The following is a 23214-nucleotide window of genomic DNA, read 5'->3' on the forward strand; positions in this document are numbered from 1 at the left end:
CGGTTGCGGGACGGCCCGCCGCTCGATGGCCGGGCGGGCGCCCCTGTCGGGGGCACCCCGATCTCTCCAGCCTAATGGGCTCGCCGGAACGCCTTCACCGCGTCACCCGGAACGCCGTCACCGCCTCGGGCCTCACTCCGGCCCCACCGGGCTCGGCCTCGGGCCGCCCCGGTACCGGCTCAGCCCATCACCGCGGCGCCCGGCACCGGCCCGTACGTGGCGTGCGCGGTCCGGCAGGTGCCGGAGGCCCGCAGTGCCGCGGCCACGGCGGCGGCCGCCTCGGCGTCCTTGACCAGGAAGGCGCAGGTCGGCCCGGAGCCGGAGACCAGCGCCCCGAGGGCGCCCGCCTCGGTGCCGGCCCGCAGGGTGTCGGCGAGCGCGGGGCGCAGCGAGAGCGCGGCGGGCTGGAGGTCGTTGGCGAGCGCGGCGGCCAGGGCGACGGGGTCGCCTTCGGCGAGGGCGGTGACCAGTGCCGGGTCGGCGTCCGGGGTGGGGACGTCGGTGTCGCTGGAGCCGGTGCCGGCTTCTTCGCGCAGCCGGTCGCACTCGCGGAACACGGCGGGGGTGGACAGGCCGCCCTCGGCGACCGCGAAGACCCAATGGAAGGTGCCGTCGGTGGCCAGCGGCTCCAGGATCTCGCCCCGGCCGCGGCCCAGCGCGACGCCGCCGAGCAGGGCGAACGGCACGTCGGAGCCGAGTTCGGCGGCCAGTTCCAGCAGCACCGGGAGCGGGGTGTCCAGCTGCCACAGCGCGTCGCAGGCGACCAGCGCCGCGGCGCCGTCGGCGCTGCCGCCGGCCATGCCGCCGGCCACAGGGATGGCCTTGGCGATGTGCAGGTGCACGCCCGGGTCGGCGATGCCGTGGTGGGCGGCGAGCAGGCGGGCGGCGCGGGCGGCGAGGTTGCTGTCGTCCAGCGGGACGACGGCGGCGTCCGGCCCGGAGCAGCTCAGGGTGACGCCTTCCCCGGCGGAGGCGGTGACCTCGTCGCCGAGGGCGACGGCGAAGAAGACGTTGGCCAGGTCGTGGAAGCCGTCGGCGCGCAGTCCGCCGACCCCCAGCTGGACGTTGACCTTGGCCGGTACCCGTACGGTGATCACACAGTGTCCTTAGCAGGCTTGTGCTCGGCGATCGCGGCGAACTGCTCGACCGTGAGCATCTCGCCGCGCAGCTTGTGGTCGATGCCGGCGGCCGCTAGCGCCTGCTCGGCCCCGGCGGCGGAGCCCGCCCAGCCGGCCAGCGCGGCGCGCAGCGTCTTGCGCCGCTGGGCGAACGCGGCGTCGACCACCGCGAACACCTCCTCGCGGCTGGCGGTGGTCTGCGGCGGCTCCCTGCGGATCAGCGAGACCAGCCCGGAGTCGACGTTGGGGGCGGGCCAGAACACGTTCCGCCCGATGGCGCCGGCCCGCTTCACGTCGGCGTACCAGTTGGCCTTGACCGACGGGACGCCGTACACCTTGTTGCCCGGCTTGGCGGCGAGCCGGTCGGCGACCTCGCTCTGCACCATCACCAGGGTGCGCTCGATGCTGGGGAAGGTCGCCAGCATGTGCAGCAGGACGGGCACCGCGACGTTGTACGGGAGGTTGGCGACCAGCGCGGTGGGCGCCGGCCCGGGCAGCTCGGTGACCTCCATGGCGTCGCTGAACACCAGGTCGAAGGAGTCCGCCTTGCCGGGCATCCGGGCGGCGACGGTGTCCGGCAGGTGCTGCGCCAGCACCGGGTCGATCTCGACCGCCGTGACGTGCCGCGCCACCTCCAGCAGCGCCAGCGTCAGCGAGCCGAGTCCGGGCCCGACCTCCACCACCGCGTCCTGCTCCGTCACGTCGGCGGCCCGGACGATCCGCCGCACGGTGTTGCCGTCGATGACGAAGTTCTGCCCGCGCTGCTTGGTCGGCTTCACGCCGAACGCGGCCGCCAGTTCCCGGATGTCGGCGCTGCCCAGCAAGGGGGTCCCCCCGGCCGGAGGCTGGGGGCGGCTGTCAGGGGTGGGGTCGGTGGTGCTCACGCGCCAAGGATACGGGCGCGGGGGGCGCCGTCCGGACGCGCCGTCCGGACGCGCCGTCCGGACGGGCCCCCGACCGCGGGCAACGGGCCCCTGACCACGCGCGACGGCCCCCGACCACGCGCGACGGCCCCCGGCCGCCCGCTCAGTACCCGAAGGCCCGGGCGGTGTTCGCCGCGATGGCGGTGGAGAGCTCGTCCTCGGGCAGGCCCAGGGTGGCGGCCATCGAGCGGACCGTGACCGGGATCAGGTACGGGGCGTTCGGGCGGCCGCGGTAGGGGTGCGGGGTGAGGAAGGGGGCGTCGGTCTCGACCAGGACGCGGTCCAGCGGGGTGGCGAGCAGGGCGTCGCGCAGCGGCTGGTTGGCCTTGAAGGTGACCGGGCCGGCGAAGGAGAGGTACCAGCCGTGTTCGGCGCAGACCTTGGCCATCTCGGCGTCGCCGGAGTAGCAGTGGAAGACCGTCCGCTCCGGGGCGCCCTCCTCCAGCAGGACGGCGATGACGTCCTCGTGGGCGTCCCGGTCGTGGATGACCAGGGCCTTGCCGTGCCGCTTGGCCATCTCGATGTGGCGGCGGAACGACTCCTTCTGGATCTCCACGCCCTCCGGCCCGGTGCGGAAGTAGTCCAGGCCGGTCTCGCCGACCGCCACCACCTGCGGCAGTGCGGCGAGCCGGTCGATCTCGGCGAGCGCCTCGTCGAGCGCGGCGGCGCCGCCGGGCTCCCGCCGCTGTCCGGACCAGCCGTCCGGGTCGCCGAGGAAGATCCGCGGCGCCTCGTTCGGGTGCAGGGCGACGGCCGCGTGCACCTGCTCGTACTGGGCCGCCAGGTCGGCGGCCCATCGCGAGCCGGGCACGTCGCAGCCCACCTGGACCACCGTGGTGACCCCGACCGAGGCGGCCTTGGCCAGGCCCTCGGCCGGGGTGCCGGACTGCATGTCCAGGTGGGTGTGCGAGTCGGCCACCGCCACGGCCAGGGGTTCCGGCAGCGGCGGCGGGGTGGACCGGTCGTCGTCCTTCTTGGCCATGGTCAGGCGGTCGGCTTCTCTTCGAGGCGCGGGAAGAGGATCTCGCCCTTGGTGACGGTGGCGCCGACCGGCAGCCGGCCCCAGTCCGCCGCGGTGCCGATGGTCTGGGCGGCCAGCGCGCCCAGCCCGGCGGCCTCGGCGCCCAGCGAGGTCCACAGCTTCTCGGCGGTGGACGGCATCACCGGGTTGAGCAGCACGGCGGTGGCGCGCAGCGACTCGGCGGCGGTGTAGAGGATGGTGGCCAGGCGGGCCTGCCCCTGCGCCGAGTCGTCCTTGGCGACCTTCCAGGGCTCCTGCTCGGTGAGGTAGCCGTTGACCTGCTTGACGAACTCGAAGATCGCCGCGAGGCCGCCGGCGAAGTCCAGCTCCTCGCCGATCTTCGCGTCGGCGACGGCGACGGCCTTGGCCAGCCCGTCGGCCACGGCCTGCTCGGCGTCACCGGCGGCGGTGGCGGCGGGCAGCACCCCGTCGAAGTACTTGCCGACCATCGCGGCGACCCGGGAGGCCAGGTTGCCGAAGTCGTTGGCGAGCTCGGAGGTGTACCGGGCGGTGAAGTCCTCCCAGGAGAACGAGCCGTCGGTGCCGAACGGGATCGCCCGCAGGAAGTAGTAGCGGTACGCGTCCACGCCGAAGTGCGAGGTCAGGTCGGTGGGCGCGATGCCGGTCAGGTTGGACTTGGACATCTTCTCGCCGCCGACCATCAGCCAGCCGTTGGCGACGACGCGCTTGGGCAGCGGCAGCCCGGCGGCCATCAGCATGGCGGGCCAGATGACGGCGTGGAAGCGCAGGATGTCCTTGCCGACCAGGTGGACCGAGGCGGGCCACAGCTCGGCGAAGCGCTCCGGGTCGCTGCCGTAGCCGGCCGCGGTGATGTAGTTCTGGAGCGCGTCCACCCACACGTACAGGACGTGCTTCTCGTCCCAGGGCAGCGGGACGCCCCAGTTGAAGGTGGAGCGGGAGATCGAGAGGTCCTGGAGGCCCTGCTCGACGAAGCGCAGCACCTCGTTGCGGGCGGACTCCGGGGCGATGAAGCCGGGGTTCTCGGCGTAGAACTCCAGCAGCTTCTCGGTGTACGCGGACAGGCGGAAGAAGTAGTTCTCCTCCTCCAGCCACTCGACCGGCCGCTTGTGGATCGGGCAGAGCTTCTCGTCCTCGGTGGCGCCGTCGAGCAGCTCGTTCGGGAGCTTGTACTCCTCGCAGCCGACGCAGTACGGGCCGGAGTAGCCGCCCTTGTAGATCTCGCCCTTGTCGAACAGGTCCTGGACGAACTCCTGCACCCGGGCGGTGTGCCGCTCCTCGGTGGTGCGGATGAAGTCGTCGTTGGCGATCTCCAGGTGCCGCCAGAGCGGCTTCCAGGCCTCCTCGACCAGCTTGTCGCACCACTCCTGCGGGCTGACGCCGTTCGCGTCGGCGGTCCGCATGATCTTCTGACCGTGCTCGTCGGTGCCGGTCAGGTACCACACCTTCTCGCCGCGCTGGCGGTGCCAGCGGGTGAGGACGTCGCCCGCCACGGTGGTGTACGCGTGGCCCAGGTGGGGGCGATCGTTGACGTAGTAGATCGGGGTGGAAACGTAGTACGCCGGGGCGCTCGCCCCGGTGGTGCTGTGGTCTGCTGTGGCCGCCATGGTCGGAAATCTTAGTCGGGCGCGCGGGCCGCCCTCGACCGAGTTGTTTCCCGGCCGGGGGCGGTGCCTGCCGTGTCAGCCCAGCAGCCGCGACCAGAACCGGGCCCAGCGGCCGCGCGGCCGGGCGGGGTCGGTCACCGAGGCCGCCGGGGGCGCCGCGGCCGGCTCGGCGTGCGCCGGGTAGCCGGGCGCGTGCTGCCAGGCCTGGTCGGCGGAGGCGACCCGGCCCTCGCGCATGATCCGTACGGTGTGGCCGCCGCAGCCCGGGCAGGTCGGCTTGAGGAGCGGGGACGGCACCCGGACGCCGTTGGCGTGGTACTCGAACACGACGTGCCCGTCCTTGGCCACGTGGTGCTCGATGTCGTACGCCTGCTCCCAGCCGTACCCGCAGCGCAGGCACGCGAAGGAGTAGGCCTCCCGTACGGTCTCGACGGGGGTGTGCGGCCGGCCGGCCAGGCCGGCGGTGCTCAGTGCGCTGCCACTGACGGGGCTACCGACAACATCGCTCATGGCCGTCTCCCAGCGCCCGCCGGACGCTCGTCCGGCTGGGTCTTTCCCTTCCAGGAAATGCCCGGACCACCCCGGCCGACGCCCCGCTTGTGAAGACTTGGATGCGCGTTGGTCAGACCTATACGAAAATCCTCGCGGGATCCGAGAACCGCGGCCGAACCTTCAGCTCAGCGGGTGTTTACCGGGGCCTTCTCTCCAAGGTACGACTCCCCGTGAGCAACGCAACCCCCGGTATTCACCCCTTTCCCAGGGCGCCTTCCTTCTTCGCCGCCACGACCGCGTCGAAGACCTCCCGCTTGGGCAGCGAGAGCTCCGCCGCGACGGCCGCGATGGCCTCCTTGCGGCGCTCCCCGGCCTCCTCCCGGACGGCCACCAGCCGGGCCAGCTCCGCCGGGGTCAGCTCCTCGGGCGCGGCCGGCGGGGCACCGGCGACCACGACGGTGATCTCGCCCTTGACGCCCTCGGCCGCCCAGGCCGCCAGCTCGCCGATCGGGCCGCGCTTGACCTCCTCGTAGGTCTTGGTGAGCTCGCGGCAGACGGCGGCCGGGCGCTCGGGCCCGAAGGCCTCGGCCATCGCGGCCAGCGCCTCGGCGATCCGGTGCGGCGCCTCGAAGAAGACCATGGTGCGCGGCTCGGCAGCGATCGAGGCGAGCTGCCGGGCCCGGTCGCCGGTCTTGCGCGGCAGGAAGCCCTCGAAGGTGAAGCGGTCCACCGGCAGGCCGGACAGGGCGAGCGCGGTGAGCACCGCCGAGGGCCCGGGCACCGCGGTGACCTTGAGGTCGGCGGCCACGGCGGCGGCGACCAGCCGGTAGCCGGGGTCGGAGACCGAGGGCATGCCGGCGTCGGTGACCAGCAGCACCCGGGCGCCGCCGAGCAGTGCCTCGACCAGTTCGGGGGTGCGGCCGACCTCGTTGCCCTCGAAGTAGGAGACCACCCGCCCCGCCGGGGTCACCCCGAGCGCCTGGGTGAGCCGGCGCAGCCGCCGGGTGTCCTCCGCCGCGATGACGTCGGCGGTGGCCAGTTCGTGGACCAGTCGGGGCGGGGCGTCCGAGACGTCGCCGATGGGGGTGCCTGCGAGAACGAGTACTCCTGTCACGGACCCCATCCTTGCAGCTGTCGAGGGCCGGGGCTTTTGGTGACGATTCGGTCAGCTTCCGAGGGAGCGGTCACCTGTACGAAGAGCGCCCCTACGATGTGGCGGATGAACGGCGACACGGCGGCGCAGACGCCCACTGGTACAGACCACTCCGCGCACGGCGGCGTCGGCCTGCCGTCCCCCCGCTCACCACAGGCCGATCCCGCCGGCTGGCGCGAACGCCTGGCCCGGTACGGCTACGCCGCCCGGCCCGGGGCGACGCTCACCGAGCGCCTGGCCCCGCCGATGCCGGACGGCCCCCGGGTGACGCCCCCGGACGTGCCCCAGTCGCCGCTGCTGCTGCGGCTGGGCGTCTCGCTGCCGCAGGGCCTCTGGTACTTCCTCTGCCGCTGGGCCGGCTGGCTGGGCCCGATCGCGGTGGCGGTGTTCGCCGGGATCCTGCGGTTCACCGACCTCGGGCAGCCGCACGCGATCATCTTCGACGAGACGTACTACGCCAAGGACGCCTACGCGCTCTGGCACGGCGGCTACGAGATCAACTGGCCGGAGAACGCCAACGCCACGATCATGACGCCCGGCGCGGCCGTCCCGTACCGGGCGGTGCCCTCGTACGTGGTGCATCCGCCGGTCGGCAAGTGGATCATCGGCGCGGGCGAGCAGCTGTTCGGCATGAACCCCTTCGGCTGGCGGTTCGCGGTGGCCCTGCTCGGCACCCTGTCGATGCTGATGCTGGCCCGGATCGCCCGCCGGATGTTCCGCTCCACCCTGCTGGGCTGCGTGGCGGGCCTGCTGCTCGCGGTGGACGGCCTGCACCTGGTGCTCAGCCGGGCCGCGCTGCTCGACCTGGTGGTGATGTTCTGGACCCTCGCCGCCTTCGGCTTCCTGGTGCTGGACCGCGACCGCACCCGGGCGCTGCTGGCCGAGAAGCTGGGCGGGCGGACGAACCCGGAGCTCGCCCAGCGGGTCGGCTTGGGCTGGCGCCCGTACCGGATCGCGGCCGGCGTCTGCGTCGGCCTGACCGGCGCCACCAAGTGGAGCGGCCTGTACGTCCTGGCCGCCTTCGGCCTGATGACGGTGCTCTGGGACATCGGCGCCCGCCGGGCGGCCGGCGCCCCGCGCCCCTACCTGGCGGTGCTCGCCCGGGACGTCGTACCGGCCTTCGTCTCGGTCGCGGTGGTCTCGGTGGCGACGTACATCGCCTCCTGGTGGGGCTGGTTCGCCAGCAGCACCGCCCCCGGGCAGGGCGGCTGGGGCCGGGACTGGGCGGTCGGCCGGGCCACCGACTTCCCCTGGATACCCGAGGGCCTGCGCGCCCTGTGGCACTACCACACGACGGTCTTCGACTTCCATGTCGGCCTGAGCGACCCGCACACCTACCAGTCCAACCCGTGGTCCTGGCTGGTGCTGGGCCGGCCGGTCTCCTTCTTCTACGAGTCCCCCAAGTTCGGCCAGTCCGGCTGCACCGCCGCCGACTGCGCCCGCGAGGTGCTGGGCATCGGCACCCCGCTGCTGTGGTGGACGGGCGTCGTGGCGCTGGCGTACTGCCTGTGGCGCTGGGCGTTCCGGCGGGACTGGCGGGCCGGCGCCCTGCTCTGCGGCCTGGCGGCCGGCTATGTGCCCTGGTTCGCCTTCCAGGAGCGGACGATCTTCCTCTTCTACGCGGTGGCCTTCGTCCCGTTCCTGGTGCTGGCGGTGACGATGCTGATCGGCGCCCTGATCGGACCGGCCGGCGCCTCCCGGGACCGCCGGATCATCGGCTCCGCGGCGGCCGGGCTGCTGATCCTGCTGATCGTCTGGAACTTCCTGTTCTTCTACCCGCTCTTCACCGGGCAGACCATCCCGCTGGAGGACTGGCGCCGCCGGATGTGGTTCACCACCTGGATCTGAGCCACCTGGATCTGAGCCACCTGGACCTGAGCTGCCCGGATCCGACCCGCCCTGATCCGACCGTTCCCGGGCCCGCCGCCCCGGCGCGCACCGGGTCCCCGCGAATCGTCCGTATGCGGTGCACGACACGTACCAGATCCGTCACAAGTGCCCGGCGTTTCGCAGGGGCACCGATCAGCGCTGCCTAGGGTGGTGGGGTACCGCGTTTCCGGCCCCGCCGGTTGCGCCCGGCCGCGAGACCCCTGGGGGAGCTGCACCATGCGCAGTGGCGCGAAGATCGGCATCATCACCGGCGTGTCCATCGCCGTCCTCGCGGGCGGCGGCTACGGCGTGTACAGCCTGGTGAGCGACCCGGACGGCGGCTCCGGCGCCAAGAAGCCGCGCACCGTGGTCGCCGAGCCGCCGTCGGCCCAGCAGGCGGCGGCCGGCATGAAGGACTTCCTGACGGCCTGGCAGGCCGGCGACATCGCCAAGGCGGCCTCGCTGACCGACGACCCGACCGCGGCCACCACCGCCCTGACGGCCTTCAAGGACCAGGTCAAGCCGAGCGCGCTGACCCTCACCCCGTTCGGCGAGACCACCCAGCAGGTCTTCTCCGCCGCCACCGGCTCCCCCGCCCCGGCCGCCAAGCCGTCCGCCGGGGCCACGCCGGGCGCCACCGACACGCCGTCCGCCGCCGCCACGCCCGGTCCGACCGGCACGCTGATGTCCTACAAGGCGCGCGCCGAGTTCGCCGGCACCAGCCGGGTCTGGGACTACCAGGGCTTCCTGAGCGTCGTGAAGATGAGCGACGACACCCCGGCCGTGCACTGGGCGCCCTCGGTGATCCACCCCCACCTGTCCGGCAACGAGACCATCGCCGTCCAGCCGGTCTTCGCCCCGCCGTCGACCGTGGTGGACCGCAACGGCAAGCCGATCCAGGGGGCCTCGCTCACCGCGGCGCTGATGAACACCCTCCAGGACAACGCCCGCAAGCTGCTGCCCGCCGACCCGAACAAGGACCAGGACGCGGGCAGCGCGGTGGTGATCTCCGACCCGGCCGGCAAGGGCCCCCAGGACAAGCTGTTCACCATCGTCGAGCCGAAGCCCGGCAAGCCGTTCAAGGTGACCATCGACAACACCCTCCAGGCCGCCGCCGAGAAGGCGATGACCGACCTGGGCGGCAAGTCCGGCTCGATCGTCGCGATCGAGCCGAGCACCGGTCAGGTGCTGGCCTTCGCCAACGCGCCGGCCACCGGCCAGAACCGGGCCTTCACCGGGCTGCTCGCGCCCGGCTCGACGATGAAGATCGTCACCTCGGCGGCGCTGCTGGAGAACGGGGTCAACCCGGACACCGTGGTGGCCTGCCCGGAGAAGAGCAGCAACTCGGTGCCGATCCCGAACTCCTTCCCGGGCGCCTACCCGGGCAACACGCTCCAGCAGGACTTCATGATGTCCTGCAACACCGCCTTCATCAATCAGGGCCTGACCAGCCTCAAGCCCGACACGCTGTCCTCCACGGCCAAGGACGTGTTCGGCATCGGCCTGGAGTGGAAGACCGGCCTGCCGAACACCGACGGCAAGGTGCCGGCGGCGCCGGGCAGCAAGGACGAGCAGGCCATGAACTACATCGGCCAGGGCAAGGTCCAGATGAACCCGCTGGCCATCGCCTCGGTCACCGCGACCGTCCAGAGCGGCACGTTCAAGCAGCCGATCCTGGTCGCCGAGCTGCCGCAGCAGCCGGCCGCCCGCCAGATCTCGCCGGACGTCGCCGCCAAGCTGCGCACGATGATGAGCGCCACCGCCACCGGCGGTACGGCCAAGGACGTGATGGCCGGGATCACCGACAACGCGGGCGCCAAGACCGGCTCCGCCGAGGTCGCCGGGGTGGACGTCACCAACAGCTGGTTCACCGCCTACCGCGGCAACCTCGCGGTGGCCGCCGAGGTGCAGGGCGGCGGCCACGGCGTGGACGCGGCCGGCCCGGCCGTCGCCGCCATCCTGAAGGCCAACGGCGGCCGCTGAGCCCGCCGGGAACACCGCGGCCCGCCCTGCCCCGAGGGGCAGGGCGGGCCGCGGTCGTGTTCAGACCCTCGGCAGCGCCGGCAGCGGCCGCCGCCGCACCCGCCCGTACGGGGCCGGGATCCGGCTGCCCCAGCGCCGGGCCGCCAGCCGGGGCCAGATCATCAGCACCACCGGCAGCGCCAGGTATCCGAAGCGCCCGGCCGGGGCGAGCATGAAGGCGATCGCGAGCCCGGCGGCCAGCAGGTCGGCCGCGGCGATCGCGGAGACCGGCGGCCGGGCCAGCAGCCAGATCGCCACCCCGATCAGGGCCACCGTCATCAGCGACAGCGAGATCGCGTGCCCGGTCGGCCCGAAGCCGGCCAGCACCTTGCCGGGCAGCGGGCTGCCCGCCGGGGTGCGGATCGCCGTCATCCCGAGCGGGAAGCGCACCACCTGTTCGCGCAGCTCGCTCGCCTGGGCCAGCACCGAGGGCAGGATCACCGCCGCGCTCGTCCCGACCGCGATCAGCGCCGTCCGGGCCGCGGGCCGCCGGCCGTACAGCCGCCAGAGCAGCAGGACGGCCACCGGCAGGGCGGGCCAGGCCGTCCACTTCAGGGTGCAGGCGAGGGCCAGCACCAGTCCGGCGCCGACCGTACGGTCGCGCTCGGCGAGCGCCATGGCCAGGCAGCAGACCCCGATCAGCGGCAGGTCCACCCCGCCGACCACCAGGGCGAGCGCGATCAGCGGCGAGGCGGTGAGGACGGCCAGCGGCAGCAGCGGCGCCCGGTCCCTGGAGGGCCGCAGCAGCCGCCAGGCCGCCAGCAGGCAGGCGAAGAAGGTCAGCGCGAACCAGATCCGGGCGTCTCCGGCGACCCGCGCGAAGGCGGTGGAGTCGCCGAGCAGCTGGCGCGGCATCCCGAACAGCGACATCGCCGGCAGGTACGGGTTGTAGTCCGTGACCACCACCGGATGCGGCAGGTACGGGGTACCGGTGGTGAGTAACAGGTGGGCCGAGCGTTCGACCACCATCACCTCGGACTGGTGGCGGCCGGTCAGGGCCAGCAGTCCGAGCGGCACCAGGACGGCCCCGAGCACGGCGACCGAGGCGGCGGCGCGGGCCGCGAAGCGGCGCGGCAGGGTCAGGCAGAGCACTCCGGCCAGGGCGTACGCGGGGGCCGCGATCAGCCCCCAGATCCGCTGGTTGGGCAGGTCGGAGACGAGCGGGAAGGCGGCGGCCCATCCGGCCGCGACCAGGCAGCCGAGCAGTTGGACGGTGCGCATCGAGGCGAGCCCGGCGAGCCCGGGGGAGTTCAGCTGGTCGGGCGCGAGCGGAAAGGTGCTCTCGACGCGCTGGCGGGGGAACGGCCGGACGGAGAAGCGGCGCGGTCGGCGTCCGGGGCTGGACGGCGCCGCGGTCGCGGAGGTCTGGGCCGGCGTTCCGCCCCGGCCGGTGATGCGGCCGCGCGGGCGGGAGTAGCCGGGCGTGCGGGTGCTCACCATGGTGGAAGGTTATGGGCGGGGGCCGGGCCGTGTCGCCCGGGCGGCGGACACCGGACGGGCGATGGCGTGAAAAGGGCCGCCGGACGTCTCGGCGGTCGACGGCCCTTCACTCCGGGTTGGTCCGCGGGTCAGCCGGCGGCGCTGTCCGTGGGGACGGACGGCTGCTCCGCCCGCTCCAGCCGGGAGTGCCTGATGCTGTAGCCGAAGTACACCACCACGGCGATGACGAGGGCGATCGCGCCGGCCCGGAAGGTGTCGGCGTGCAGCCCGGTGATCAGGTAGATGCAGAAGCCGACGCTGATCAGCGGGACGACCGGGTAGCCGGGCACCTTGAAGCCGCGCGGCAGGTCGGGCTGGGTGCGGCGCAGCACGATGACGCCGATCGACACCACCGAGAAGGCCACCAGGGTTCCGAGCGAGGTGATGTCGGCCAGCACCCGCAGCGGGATGAAGGCGGCCAGCGCGCCCACGCCGAGGCCCACCACGACGGTGTTCCAGACCGGGGTGCCGCTGCGCGGGGAGAGCTCGGCGAAGCGCTTGGGCAGCATGCCGTCGCGGCCCATCGAGTACAGGATGCGGGTCTGGCCGTAGATCACCACGAGGGTGACGCTGAAGATCGAGATGATCGCGCCGACCGCGAAGAGCATCGCGGGCCAGCTCTGGCCGGTGATGTCCTGGAGGATCTGGGCGAGGCCGGCCTCCTGGCCTTCGAACTTGGTCCACGGCTGGGCGCCGATGCCGGCCAGGGCGACCAGGATGTAGAGCAGGGTCACCACGACCAGCGAGATGATGATCGCCAGCGGCATGGTGCGGCGCGGGTTCTTGACCTCCTCACCGGCGGTGGACACGGCGTCCAGGCCGATGAAGGAGAAGAAGATGCTGGACGCGGCGATCTGGACGCCGCCGATGCCGAGCGGCATGAACGGGGTCAGGTTGCCGGAGTGGAAGCCGGTGAGCGCCACGCAGACGAACATCAGCAGGATCACGATCTTGGTCGCCACCATCACCGCGTTGACCTTCGCCGACTCGCTCACGCCGCGGACCAGCAGGAAGCAGACCATCGCGACCAGCACCAGCGCCGGCAGGTTGAACCAGTGGGTGCCGTCCGGCGCGCCGGAGAGCGCTTCGGGGATCCTGTGCCCGAAGACCAGGTCGAAGAACTTGTTCAGGTACTCGGCCCAGGTGACCGCGATCGCGGAGGCGGAGACGCCGTACTCCATCAGCAGGCAGATGCCGACGCCGAAAGCCACGCCCTCGCCGAGGGTGGCGTAGGCGTAGGAGTACGAGGAGCCGGAGGCCGGGATCGCGGAGGCCATCTCGGCGTAGCAGAGCGCGGTGAGGCCGGCCGTGACGGCGGCGATCACGAAGGACAGGATGACCGCCGGACCGGCCGAGGGCACCGCGGTGTTCAGCACGAAGAAGATGCCGGTGCCGATGGTGGCGCCGATGCCGATCGAGGACAGCTGCCACAGGCCGATCGATCGGCGCAGGTGGATGCCGGAGCGCCCGCCCTCCTCGGGCGCGCCGGCGGGGAGGGTGTCCTTGCCTTCGGTCTCGGCGAGGAGCGTCGAGACGGGCTTGCGTCGCAGCAGACGCGCACCAAGGGTGTTGCTGGCCAAAACCGCGGTCTTTCTGGGCGGGAGGGTGTCGGATCCGACCGTGTCATTGTACGGATCGATGCATAACAATGCACAAATCTGGACCGTTCATGCGCGTTAGATCGCTCACTTCGCCCCATCCGTCTCACCCGCCGAGCACCGCGCGCATCACCGAGCGGGCGATCGGCGCGGCCAGCGCGCCGCCCGTGACATCGGTGGCGCCGCCGTCCTCGACCACCACGGCCACCGCCACCGGCGGCACCGCGTCCGATCCGGCCGGCTTGGCCCAGGCGATGAACCAGGCGTACGGCGTCCCGCTGTTGGCCACCCCGTGCTGGGCCGTCCCGGTCTTGCCGCCGACCACCGCCCCGTCGATCCGGGCGTTGCCGCCGGTGCCGTGCTCCACCACGTCGGTCATCAGGGCGCGCAGCTGCCCGGCCACCGCCGGGGTCACCGCCCGCTTGTACACCGCCGGCTTCATCAGCTGCACCGTGGTGCCGTCACCCTTCGTCAGCCTGTCCACAAGCTGTGGACGCATGACCGTCCCGTCGTTGGCGACCCCGGCCGCGACCATCGCCATCACCAGCGGGGTGGCCGCCGTGTCGAACTGGCCGATCGAGGAGAGCGCCAGCTGCGACTCGTCCGTCCGGGTGTCGAAGTTCGACCGGGCGGCGCGCACCGGGATGTCCAGCCCGGCGTCGTTGAAGCCGAAGTCCGCGGCCATCGCGGCCATCTTCTCCGAGCCGGTCCGCACCCCGAGGTAGCCCAGCACGCTGTTGCAGCTGGCGGTCATAGCGGCGTCCAGCGACAGGTCCGCCCGGTCGCAGGCCGGGGTGTCGTTGACCAGCGGCGTGGTGGTGCCGGGCAGCACGTACGGGAAGGGCGCCCCGGTCGGTGCGCCGGGGTCGGTGACCACCCCGTTCGCCAGCGCGGCCGCGGCGGTGACCACCTTGAAGGTCGAGCCCGGCGGGTAGGTCTGGCGCAGCGCCCGGTTGAGCATCGGCTGGTCGGCGTCGGTCTGGAGGCGGTTCCAGGCCGCCTGGTCGGCGGCGCCGTAGCCGGCGAAGTCGCCCGGGTCGTAGGAGGGTGTGCTGGCCAGGGCCAGGATCCGCCCGGTGGCCGGCTCGATCGCGGCGACGGCGCCCCGACGGCTGCCGAGCCCGCGCATCGCGGCCTGCTGGGCGGCCCGGTCCAGCGTGGTGTGGACGTCCCCGCCGGGGTTCTGCCGGCGGGCGACGGCGTCCCAGAGCGACCAGCCCGCCAGCCGCCCGTCCGTGCCGGTCAGCAGCTCGTCCTCGGTCCCCTCCAGCTGGCTGATGCCGTACGCCTGCGAGGCGAAGCCGGTCACCGCCGCGTAGGTCGGGCCGTCGGTGTAGTCGCGCTTGTACGCGTACCGGCCGCCGGTCGGCTCGGAGCGGGTCACCGGCTCGCCGCCGACCAGGATGTCGCCGCGCGGCTGGGCGTAGCGCTCGATGGTGAGCCGCTGGTTGGCGCTGTTGCGGTCGAGGTCCTTCGCCTGGAACACCTGCACCCGGGTGGCCTGCACGCACAGCGCCGCGACCAGCAGCAGGCAGAAGGTGCCCGCCCGGCGCCCGGTGACCGAGATGCCGGGCAGCCCCTGCGGGCCGTTGCCCCTGGGCCGCGCCCGGCTCACCGCGGCTCCCCCGGTGCGGGCCCGCGGGCGATGCCACTCACGCGTCCGCCTCGCTTCGCCCGCCGGCCGCTTCGCGACACACGCCGCCCCCCATGGACTCGCTCGCTGCGCTCACTCATCCTCATCAAGAGCGCGACGATGATCCAGTTGGTGACCACCGAGGAGCCGCCCTGGGCGATGAACGGCATGGTCATCCCGGTCAGCGGGATCAGCGCGAGCACCCCGCCCGCCACCACGAACACCTGGAGGCCGACGATCGCGGCCAGCCCGATCGCCAGCAGCCGCCCGAACGGGTCGCGCAGCGCGATGCCGGTCCGGAAGCCCCGCGAGACCAGCACCGCGTACAGCAGGAACACCGCGATCAGCCCGGTCAGCCCCAGCTCCTCGCCGATGGTGGCCAGGATGAAGTCCGACTTGGCGGCGAAGCCGATCAGCACCGAGTGCCCGTTGCCCAGCCCGGTGCCCAGCTGGCCGCCCCAGGCGAAGGCGAACAGCGACTGGGCGATCTGGTTGGCGCCGCGGCCCGCCGCGATCGAGCCCAGCGGGTCCAGCCAGTCCGCGACCCTGCTGTGCACGTGCGGCGAGAGCCAGCCCACCGTCACCGCCCCGACCGCCGCCAGGCCCAGGCCGATCGCGATCCAGCCGGTGCGCGCGGTGGCCACGTAGAGCATCACCACGAACAGGCCGAAGAACAGCAGCGAGGTGCCGAGGTCGGTCTCCAGCACCAGGACGCCGACGAACGCCGCCCAGATCAGCAGCACCGGCCCGAGCACCCGCCCGCGCGGCAGCTGCCAGCGCCAGACCCGGCGGCCGGTGAGCGCCAGCGCGTCCCGGTGCACCGCCAGGTAGGCGGCGAAGAAGACGGCCAGCAGGACCTTGGCGAACTCCCCCGGCTGGAAGGAGAGCGGCCCGACCACGACCCAGATCCGCGAGCCGTACACCGGCGGGAAGAAGATCGGCAGCACCAGCAGCACCAGCGCCACCAGCGCCCCGATGTACGCGTAGCGCTGCAACCGCCGGTGGTCGCGCACCAGCAGCACCACCGCGATGAACAGCGCGACCCCCAGCGCCGACCAGAGCAGTTGGGTGGCGGCGGCCCCGCGGCCTGGGGTGGCCCGGTCCAGCCGGTAGATCACCACCAGCCCGATCCCGTTCAGCAGCACCGCGATCGGCAGCAGCAGCGGGTCCGCGTACCGGGCCCGCCACCGGACGACGACGTGCGCCGCCAGCGCCAGCACGCCGAGCGCGGCCCCGTACTCGGCCGCGTCGGCCGGGACGCGGCCGTCCAGGTTGACGCCGACCTCGATGTAGCCGAACACCGCGATCAGGACGGCGCCGACCACCAGCGCGAGCTCGGTGGTGCGCCTGCTCGGCACCGGCCGGCTCGGCCCGGCGGCGGATCTCGGCACGGCGGAGGGTGTCGCCACGGACGGTCCTGGGGTAGCGAAGGGCCCGGTGCCGCCGGCCGGGGGATGCCGATCGGGGCGGACCGGCGACGGGGCCGGTCCGCCCCGACGGGAGCGGCGGTCAGACGGGGTGGATCAGACGGTTGCCCGGACGCGCGAGGCGTCGACGATCGCGGCCAGCTCGGCCTCCGACTCGGCCGAGAGCGAGGTCTGGATGATCCGGCCGCCGTAGCGGGCCAGCGCCGGGACGACCTTGTCGGCGGTCGCCGTCCGCACCAGCAGGAAGACGGCGGCGGTGCCCGGCTGGAGGTGCTCGCCGACCTGGCGCATGAAGTCGTCGTCCACCCCGATGTCGGTGGAGGCGCCGATCGCCGCCCCGGTCGCGCCGCCGACCGCCGCGCCCACCAGCGGCATGAAGAACAGCAGGCCGATGACCCCGCCCCAGAGCGCGCCGCTCGCGGCCCCGGCGCCGGTGGTGTTCACCTGCTGGTGCAGTTTGATCTTGCCGTCCGCGCGACGCTCGACGACGACCGCGTCCTCCAGCTCGATCAGCTTCTGCTTCTGGAGCCCGATCGCCTCGCCGCGCACCGCCTGGGCGGTGGCGAGGTCCGGGTAGGCGATCGCGAAGAGGTTGCTCACTGCGGGGTCCTTCCAAGGTGTCGGACAGGCCGTCCAGGGCCGGGCGGTGGTACGCCCGTGTCCCGATTCCGCACCCTAACGAGTGTTATCCATATTTATTGGCTCTTCGCTGCGGTGTGTCCGCCATTGCCCGAATCATCCGAAAGCGCCACGTGGGCACCCGAAGGCACTCCCGGGCGCCCCGAGGCATCCGAGGGCCGCTCACTCCGGCCGTCGCCCGGCCAGCGCCGCCACCCCCGCACCGACCGCCGCCAGCAGGACGACGGCCGCCAGCAGGCTCCCCCACGGCACGGCGACCCGACCGGTCCGGGCCGCCGACACCAGGCCCCGCACCGCCGCGTTGGCCGGCGAGGCCGGAGCCACCAGCAGCACCGTCGCCAGCCCCAGCGCCGCCGGGATGCCGTACTGCGCGCGGGCCAGCACCGGCCGGTTGGCCACCGCCCCGGCCACCACCCCCAGCAGCGCGCAGACCACCGAGGCCGCCAGCCCGGCCGCCACCGCCGCCCCGGCCCCCGGATCCCGCTGCGCCCCCGCGTTCGCCACCGGCCCGCTCGTCCACCACACCGCGGCCACCTGACCGACCGCCAGCACCAGCGACACCGTCAGCGCCGCCAGCAACGCGCCCAGATGCACCCGCACCGGCCCCGCCGCCGCCACCAGGCAGGCCCGCGAGGCCGGCGGCTCCGCGCTCAGCGCGCTGCGCACGTACCAGGCGCTCACCGGCAGCAGCACCCCCGCGCCGAAGCCGAGGCCGCCCAGCAGCGGATCGCCCGCCGCCAGCCCGATCACCAGCAGCAGCGCGTACGCCAGGAACGGCGGCAGCCAGGCGTGCGAGCGCAGCAGCAGCTCCAGGTAGTACCGGGTGAGCGAGCCGACCTGTCCCATCACCGCCCCCCCTCCGCGAGCCGCCGCACCGCCAGCACCCGGACGGCCGGGCGGCCCAGCAGCAGCCGGCGCAGCAGCGCGTCCGAATGCGCGGCCGGTACGGTCAGCCGCACCGCCGTCCCGGCCAGCGCGGCCACCTCCGGCGCGCCCGGCAGCGACGCGGGCAGCGGGGCGCCGCCCGGGACGTCCACCTCAAGCTCCATCAGCGGGCCGTCCACCGCCGGCTCCGCCACCTCCTCGGGCCGCAGCGCGCCGTCCGCACCGACCCGGTACGCCGCGCTGGTCAGCCCGGCCAGCCGGGCCGGATCGTGGTCGACGAACAGCACCGTGCCGCCCGCCGCCGCCCGCTCGGCGGCCGCCTCGTCCAGCACCGCCCGGGCCTCCGGGTCCAGCCCGGTCCAGGCCTCGTCCAGCAGCAGCACCCGCGCCTGCGGCAGCAGCGCCTGGGCGACCGCGACCTTCTGGCAGGTGCCCTTCGACAGCCGGCTCAGCGGCGTGCCCGCCCGGCTCGCGACGCCGAACCGGTCCAGCCACTCCTCGGCCCGCCGCCGGGCCGGCTCCGCCGGCAGCCCGTGCACCCGGCCCACCCGCAGCAGGTACGAGACGGCGTCGAACGGCAGCGCCGGCGGGAACCGCTCGGGCACGTACGCCACCGGACCGGGCCGCCGCACCCGCCCGGTGCTCGGCCGTTCGATCCCGGCGGCCAGCCGCAGCAGCGTCGACTTGCCGCTCCCGTTGCGCCCGGAGATCCGCACCAACTCGCCCGGCCCGAGTGCCAGATCGACCCCGCGCAGGATCCACCTCCCCTGCCGCCCGTACCGCTTGCCGACCGCCGTCAGCTCCATCGCGCCCCCGCTCCGCTCCGTCGTGGAACGGAAGGCTATCCGTCCCGGATAAGGCCGACGTGAGCGAAGTCCGGTGCGGTGCGCCGGAGTTCACCACCGGGCGGATCGAGGCACGATCCGGACTCGTTTCGCCATGGCGAACTGATGCTCCCTAGGATCAACGGGTGAATACCGGACGACGACCACAGACCAGGCTCGGCAGCCTGCTGGCGGCCCTGGCGATATCGGGCGCCTCGCTGCTCCTCGGCCTGCCCGCCCACGCCGACGAACCCTCAGCCGGGGCCGCTCCCACGACCAAGGAGGCCCCTCGGGTCGACCTCGTCCTGGACGTCAGCGGCTCCATGCGGGAGGCGGACATCCAGGGCAAGAGCCGCATCTCGGTGGCCCAGCAGTCGCTGAACGAGGTGATCGACGCGCTGCCCCCGGAGACCGAGTTCGGCATCCGCACCCTGGGCGCGACCTACCCCGGCAACGACAAGGCCCAGGGCTGCCAGGACACCAAGCAGCTCTACCCGGTCGGCAAGACCGACAAGGTCGAGGCCAAGACCGCCGTCGCCACCCTGCGGCCCACCGGCTTCACCCCGATCGGCCTGGCCCTGCGCGGCGCCGCCCAGGACCTCGGCAAGGGCGAGACCACCCGCCGGGTGGTGCTGATCACCGACGGCGAGGACACCTGCACCCCGCCCGACCCCTGCGACGTCGCCCGCGAACTCGCCTCCCAGGGCATCCACCTGGTGGTCGACACCCTGGGCCTGGCCCACGACGACAAGACCCGCCAGCAGCTGCTCTGCATCGCCAACGCGACCGGCGGCACCTACACCGACGTCCGCACCCAGGAGCAGCTCACCGACAAGGTGAAGCAGCTGGTCGACCGCTCCAACGACACCTACACGGTGACCCCGGTCAAGACCAGCGGCACCGACAAGTGCGAGAACGCCCCGGTGCTCGCCCCGGGCGTCTACACCGACCGCGAGAAGTTCTCCGAGCACCGCGTCTACAAGGTCCCGGTCAAGTCCGGCCAGGAGCTGCGCGCCTCGGTCAGCGTCGCCCTCGACCGCCCGGTGGCCAGGGACTACGGGGTGCTGCTCCAGGCCACCAGCGCGACCGGCCAGGAGCTGGTCCGCGGCACCGACGCCGGCAGCGGCCGCACCGACGTGGTCTCCACCGGCCTGCGCTGGTCCACGAACGACTCCAAGGGCTACGTCACCACCAGCCCCACCACCTCCAAGGAGTCCAAGGAGAAGCCGGAGACCACCGTCTGCCTGGTCGTCAGCAACTCGCTGGCCCCGCAGGCCGGCGTCCAGGCCGACCCCGGCCTGCCGCTGGAGCTGACCGTCGACCTGGCCTCCGCCTCGCCCGCCCCTGAGGGCGCCGCGATGGGCCTCGGCCGCGGCTGGATCCTGCTGCTCACCCTCACCCTGGCCGGCCTGGCCTTCGGTCTGGTCTTCGGCTGGATCGCGCGTTGGCGGATCGCCGTCTGGCGGGAGAACTGACCATGCGTACGACGATTCGCGGCGCCCTCGCCGCCCTCGCCCTGCTGCCCGCCCTGGCCCTGGGCGCCCCGGCCGCCTCGGCCGCCTCGCCGTCCCCCTCGGCCAGCGCGAGCGGCACTCCGGCCCCGGCCACCAAGGCCGGCACCTCCTTCCTGACCGCGGTGAACCTCTCGCCCCACCAGGACGCCAACGTCGCCGCCTCCACCGGCGACTACCTGTACTGGGCGTTCGGCGCCGCCGAGGGCCAGACCCCGACGATCGCCCTGACCGTCAACCTGGCCCCCTCCGCCGACCGGCACGGCCCGCAGACCTGGTCCGTCGAGGTCTTCGACGGGCTGCGCCGCCGCCAGGCGTGCACCGCCGGCACCCAGAACGCCACCGCCGAGCAGGCCGCCACCGCGCTGACGCTGGACTGCACCCTGCGCGAGGTCCGCACCTGGGCCGAGCCGTGGTCCGGCGACCCGCTGCCCGGCACCTACTACGTACGGCTGTCGGTCAGCGACGTCCCCCAGCCGGACCTCGGCCTGGCCTCCTCCGTCCGGCTGCACGTCACGGCCAAGGGCGACGCCGACAACGCCCAGCCGGAGGGCGGCGAGCTGAAGGCCCCGCTGGTCCCGCCGGCCGGCGGCGGCGCGAGCACCGCCAAGGCGGCCGCCCCGGTGACGCCGGAGGAGCACTGGTACACCGGCTGGTTCTCCGGCTGGAACAGCCGCTGGTACTGGACGATCGGCGGCGGCTTCCTCGCCGCCCTGGCCGGTGTCCTCGGCTACAACCTGACCCGGCACCCGCACGGCCGCCGCCCGGGCCACTACGGCGCCGTCCCGTCCCAGGGCTCGCACCCCACCGGCAGCCACACCGGCTCCGACCGCCCCTGAGCCACCTCCCGGAGGGCCGGCCGGACACCGTTCCGGCCGGCCCTCCGGCGTCTCCGGCACCGGGCGCCCGGGGACCCGGGCGGCGTCAGGAACAGCGGTGTGATCCGCGACACACTAGGCCCTCGGGCGGCATCGGACCCATCCCGGTGCCCCAAAACGCGAAATCCCCCCGGGAGTTGCCTCCCGGGGGGATTTCGTCGACCGGCCGGAGCCGATCCGTTGGGTGGAGCTGAGGGGATTCGAACCCCTGACCCCCTCGATGCGAACGAGGTGCGCTACCGGACTGCGCCACAGCCCCAACGAGAAGAAACTTTAGCACCTTTCGGAGGTGGTCCGTGACCACCCCCCGACCACGGTGCCGGTCGGGCCCGTCCGCGACTCCCCCAGGTGGGAGCCGCGGGCGGGCCCGGGGGTCATTCGTTGGCCGCGCGCGGGCGCGACTCGGGGTCCTGCGGTTCGGCGTACTGGTCGAACAGCGGGGTCTTGCGGGACTCCGCGGGGCGCCCGGCGGCCCAGGGGCCCGGGGCCGGCCGGTCGAGGCCGCGGGGGACCCTGGGGGCCACCGGCGCGGTCACATAGGTCGGCAGCGGGACGGGCACCGGCTCCCAGGAGTCCGGGCCGGCCGCGCCGCGCTCGCGCATGCCGTCGACCCACTCCTCGTGTTCGGTCGCCTCGGCCACCGCGGAGGCGGAGGACACCAGGACGGTGTCCTGCTCCGGATCGACCGCCAGCCGCAGGTGCGCCCGGCGTCCGGCCCGCTGCCCGGCGGACGGGGCCGGGGCGGGCTCCGCGGCGTCGGGGGCCTCGGCCGGGGCGGCTTCCGGGGCCGCGGCGGCGCGCTGCTGCTCGCGCTTGCGCAGCCGCTCGGCCGCCTGGGCGGCCCGGACCCGGTCCAGCTTCACCTCGTACCGCTGCCGCTCCAGCTTGCGCAGGTGGCCGATGTACAGGGTGAGGAGGACCGCCGGGACGGCCGGGACCCAGAGGAAGGCCAGGCCGGCCACCGCGGCGACCACCGCGCCGAGGGCGAAGGACAGGAAGAGGGCCGTCACCATCCGGCGCCGGCGGGCCAGCAGCCGTGCCCGGCGCTCGACGCCGATCCGCGGCTCGGCGACCCGCGGCTCGGCGGCCGGCCGCTCGGGGGCGGGCCGCTCGGCCGGCCGCTGCGCCGGGGGTTCGGGCTCCCGCGCGGGTTCGCCGGAGGCGGCCTCGTCCCGTTCGGGAGGACCGTCGTTGCTCTGCTCGTCGTCATGCGGTTCGTCGCCCAGGGCCCGGGCTGCCCGCCGCTCCAGCGCCGAACGCCCCGCCAGCAGGCGGATGGCGGTGCTGAAGCGTTCCGTCGGGCGTGCCTCGTTGAGTTCGTCCTGCCTACGGAGCCACATCGGCACCAGATAGGCGGCCCAGGCCCCTACGATGACGGCGTAGATAAGGCCGCTACTGCTCACGATTCACACCGTACGGGCGCTGGGGAAGGCCTGGCAGCAATTTGGCGCGGCGTGTCGTGTGATCAAGCTGATTCTCCGACTATTTTGCTGGCATTTGTGGTGATCCGGTGCCACGGCGATGCCATATCGATATTTCATTCGAACATATATTCAATTATTCGGCCGACGGCCGGAACTGAGTGCCCGCCAGCGGGCCAGCACCCCTTCCGGAACCTCCTCCGCCGTCAACGCGTAGACGAGGTGGTCGCGCCAGTCGCCGTCGATGTGGAGATAGCGCGGACGGATTCCCTCCGAGCGGAAGCCGAGCTTTTCCACCACCCGTCGGCTCGGGCCGTTCTCCGGGCGGATGCAGACCTCGATCCGGTGCAGTCCGAGCGTGTGGAAGCAGTAGTTCACCGCGAGCGCCACGGCGGTCGGGATGATGCCCCGGCCGGCCACCTCCTCGTCCACCCAGTAGCCGATGTTCGCCGAGCACATCGACCCCCAGGTGATCCCGCCGACGGTCAACTGGCCGACCAGGCGGCCCTTGTGGACCACGACGAAGGGCAGCATCCGGCCGGCCGACGCCTCGCCGCGCAGGAAGCGGACCATCTGCCGGTACGTCGGCCGGGGGCCGGCGGCCTGGCCGGCCGGGCCGGGCGGCACGGTGGCCTCCCAGCGGCGCAGCCAGTCCCGGTTGCGCAGGCTCACCTCCTGCCACTCGCGCTGGTCGCGGGCCCGGATCGGGCGGAGCACGACGTCCCCCTCGTGGAG

The 23214-nt window shown here is 73.5% G+C and carries 19 protein-coding genes and 1 tRNA gene; 4 read left to right on the plus strand and 16 right to left on the minus strand.

Going from position 1 to position 23214, the window contains the following annotated elements:
- Window positions 1-179: 179 nt before the first annotated feature.
- The 6 genes from QWJ13_RS22425 to rsmI all read right to left on the minus strand — a co-directional run bounded on the left by QWJ13_RS22425 (window position 180) and on the right by rsmI (window position 6254).
- Window positions 180-1097 carry a 4-(cytidine 5'-diphospho)-2-C-methyl-D-erythritol kinase gene (locus tag QWJ13_RS22425; protein ID WP_316526610.1) on the minus strand — a complete coding sequence of 306 codons (918 nt, stop codon included), beginning with the start codon at window positions 1095-1097 and terminating at the stop codon, window positions 180-182.
- Window positions 1094-2002: a 16S rRNA (adenine(1518)-N(6)/adenine(1519)-N(6))-dimethyltransferase RsmA gene (rsmA, locus tag QWJ13_RS22430; RefSeq protein ID WP_316526611.1), complete on the minus strand. Its 909-nt coding sequence runs from the start codon at window positions 2000-2002 to the stop codon at window positions 1094-1096. Before rsmA ends, QWJ13_RS22425 begins: the two co-directional genes overlap by 4 nt.
- A 142-nt stretch (window positions 2003-2144) precedes the next feature.
- Window positions 2145-3023: a TatD family hydrolase gene (locus tag QWJ13_RS22435; protein ID WP_316526612.1), complete on the minus strand. Its 879-nt coding sequence runs from the start codon at window positions 3021-3023 to the stop codon at window positions 2145-2147.
- 2 nt (window positions 3024-3025) lie between these two features.
- Window positions 3026-4648 carry a methionine--tRNA ligase gene (gene metG, locus QWJ13_RS22440; protein WP_316526613.1) on the minus strand — a complete coding sequence of 541 codons (1623 nt, stop codon included), beginning with the start codon at window positions 4646-4648 and terminating at the stop codon, window positions 3026-3028.
- A gap of 75 nt (window positions 4649-4723) precedes the next feature.
- Window positions 4724-5158, minus strand: coding sequence for a hypothetical protein (locus QWJ13_RS22445; RefSeq protein WP_316526615.1), 435 nt, complete (start codon window positions 5156-5158; stop codon window positions 4724-4726).
- 235 nt (window positions 5159-5393) lie between these two features.
- Window positions 5394-6254 carry a 16S rRNA (cytidine(1402)-2'-O)-methyltransferase gene (rsmI, locus tag QWJ13_RS22450; RefSeq protein WP_316526616.1) on the minus strand — a complete coding sequence of 287 codons (861 nt, stop codon included), beginning with the start codon at window positions 6252-6254 and terminating at the stop codon, window positions 5394-5396.
- 96 nt (window positions 6255-6350) lie between these two features.
- Between rsmI and QWJ13_RS22455 the strand changes: the two genes are divergently transcribed.
- Together QWJ13_RS22455 and QWJ13_RS22460 are read left to right on the plus strand one after the other, a co-directional pair.
- On the plus strand, window positions 6351-8141 hold the full coding sequence (locus tag QWJ13_RS22455; RefSeq protein ID WP_432277574.1) for a dolichyl-phosphate-mannose--protein mannosyltransferase: 1791 nt from the start codon (window positions 6351-6353) through the stop codon (window positions 8139-8141).
- 258 nt (window positions 8142-8399) lie between these two features.
- Window positions 8400-10145: a penicillin-binding transpeptidase domain-containing protein gene (locus QWJ13_RS22460; protein ID WP_316526618.1), complete on the plus strand. Its 1746-nt coding sequence runs from the start codon at window positions 8400-8402 to the stop codon at window positions 10143-10145.
- A gap of 60 nt (window positions 10146-10205) precedes the next feature.
- Here QWJ13_RS22460 and QWJ13_RS22465 read toward each other — a convergent pair whose 3' ends face one another.
- The 7 genes from QWJ13_RS22465 to QWJ13_RS22495 all read right to left on the minus strand — a co-directional run bounded on the left by QWJ13_RS22465 (window position 10206) and on the right by QWJ13_RS22495 (window position 18651).
- Entirely contained in the window at window positions 10206-11624 is a 1419-nt protein-coding gene (locus QWJ13_RS22465; RefSeq protein WP_316526619.1) for a glycosyltransferase 87 family protein, read from the minus strand.
- Window positions 11625-11752: 128 nt separating this feature from the next.
- Window positions 11753-13243, minus strand: coding sequence for an amino acid permease (locus tag QWJ13_RS22470; protein ID WP_316526620.1), 1491 nt, complete (start codon window positions 13241-13243; stop codon window positions 11753-11755).
- 124 nt (window positions 13244-13367) lie between these two features.
- Complete coding sequence (locus tag QWJ13_RS22475) at window positions 13368-14828, minus strand: penicillin-binding transpeptidase domain-containing protein (RefSeq protein ID WP_316526721.1); 1461 nt, start codon at window positions 14826-14828, stop codon at window positions 13368-13370.
- A 44-nt stretch (window positions 14829-14872) separates the two neighbouring features.
- A complete protein-coding gene (locus tag QWJ13_RS22480; RefSeq protein ID WP_316526621.1) occupies window positions 14873-16303 on the minus strand; it encodes an FtsW/RodA/SpoVE family cell cycle protein in 1431 nt (476 codons plus the stop codon).
- 114 nt (window positions 16304-16417) lie between these two features.
- A complete protein-coding gene (locus QWJ13_RS22485; RefSeq protein ID WP_316526622.1) occupies window positions 16418-16921 on the minus strand; it encodes a DUF1269 domain-containing protein in 504 nt (167 codons plus the stop codon).
- Between the two features lie 201 nt (window positions 16922-17122).
- Window positions 17123-17806, minus strand: a complete 684-nt coding sequence (locus tag QWJ13_RS22490) for an ABC transporter (protein ID WP_316526623.1) — start codon at window positions 17804-17806, stop codon at window positions 17123-17125.
- Entirely contained in the window at window positions 17806-18651 is an 846-nt protein-coding gene (locus QWJ13_RS22495; RefSeq protein WP_316526624.1) for an ABC transporter ATP-binding protein, read from the minus strand. The genes QWJ13_RS22490 and QWJ13_RS22495 overlap by 1 nt, the downstream gene beginning before the upstream one ends.
- A gap of 164 nt (window positions 18652-18815) precedes the next feature.
- On the opposite strand from QWJ13_RS22495, the gene QWJ13_RS22500 reads away from it, so the two are divergent.
- Both QWJ13_RS22500 and QWJ13_RS22505 read left to right on the plus strand, forming a co-directional pair.
- Window positions 18816-20144, plus strand: a complete 1329-nt coding sequence (locus tag QWJ13_RS22500) for a VWA domain-containing protein (RefSeq protein ID WP_316526625.1) — start codon at window positions 18816-18818, stop codon at window positions 20142-20144.
- 2 nt (window positions 20145-20146) lie between these two features.
- Complete coding sequence (locus QWJ13_RS22505) at window positions 20147-21019, plus strand: peptidase (RefSeq protein WP_316526626.1); 873 nt, start codon at window positions 20147-20149, stop codon at window positions 21017-21019.
- 224 nt (window positions 21020-21243) lie between these two features.
- Here the strand turns inward: QWJ13_RS22505 and QWJ13_RS22510 are convergent.
- The 3 genes from QWJ13_RS22510 to QWJ13_RS22520 all read right to left on the minus strand — a co-directional run bounded on the left by QWJ13_RS22510 (window position 21244) and on the right by QWJ13_RS22520 (window position 23196).
- A tRNA-Ala gene (locus QWJ13_RS22510) sits at window positions 21244-21317 on the minus strand.
- Between the two features lie 115 nt (window positions 21318-21432).
- Entirely contained in the window at window positions 21433-22461 is a 1029-nt protein-coding gene (gene sepX, locus QWJ13_RS22515; protein ID WP_316526627.1) for a divisome protein SepX/GlpR, read from the minus strand.
- Between the two features lie 150 nt (window positions 22462-22611).
- Window positions 22612-23196, minus strand: coding sequence for a GNAT family N-acetyltransferase (locus QWJ13_RS22520; protein ID WP_432277575.1), 585 nt, complete (start codon window positions 23194-23196; stop codon window positions 22612-22614).
- Window positions 23197-23214: the final 18 nt, after the last annotated feature.

This window comes from Kitasatospora brasiliensis (assembly GCF_032654805.1).
Classification (GTDB): domain Bacteria; phylum Actinomycetota; class Actinomycetes; order Streptomycetales; family Streptomycetaceae; genus Kitasatospora; species Kitasatospora brasiliensis.

What these genes read in the sequence shown, in the direction of transcription:
- QWJ13_RS22435 (WP_316526612.1), bottom strand. Translation starts at nt 3,023, where the DNA reads ATGGCCAAGAAGGACGACGACCGGTCCACCCCGCCGCCGCTGCCGGAA.
- metG (WP_316526613.1), bottom strand. Translation starts at nt 4,648, where the DNA reads ATGGCGGCCACAGCAGACCACAGCACCACCGGGGCGAGCGCCCCGGCG.
- QWJ13_RS22445 (WP_316526615.1), bottom strand. Translation starts at nt 5,158, where the DNA reads ATGAGCGATGTTGTCGGTAGCCCCGTCAGTGGCAGCGCACTGAGCACC.
- QWJ13_RS22455 (WP_432277574.1), top strand. Translation starts at nt 6,351, where the DNA reads ATGTGGCGGATGAACGGCGACACGGCGGCGCAGACGCCCACTGGTACA.
- QWJ13_RS22460 (WP_316526618.1), top strand. Translation starts at nt 8,400, where the DNA reads ATGCGCAGTGGCGCGAAGATCGGCATCATCACCGGCGTGTCCATCGCC.
- QWJ13_RS22465 (WP_316526619.1), bottom strand. Translation starts at nt 11,624, where the DNA reads ATGGTGAGCACCCGCACGCCCGGCTACTCCCGCCCGCGCGGCCGCATC.
- QWJ13_RS22490 (WP_316526623.1), bottom strand. Translation starts at nt 17,806, where the DNA reads ATGGGACAGGTCGGCTCGCTCACCCGGTACTACCTGGAGCTGCTGCTG.
- QWJ13_RS22495 (WP_316526624.1), bottom strand. Translation starts at nt 18,651, where the DNA reads ATGGAGCTGACGGCGGTCGGCAAGCGGTACGGGCGGCAGGGGAGGTGG.
- QWJ13_RS22505 (WP_316526626.1), top strand. Translation starts at nt 20,147, where the DNA reads ATGCGTACGACGATTCGCGGCGCCCTCGCCGCCCTCGCCCTGCTGCCC.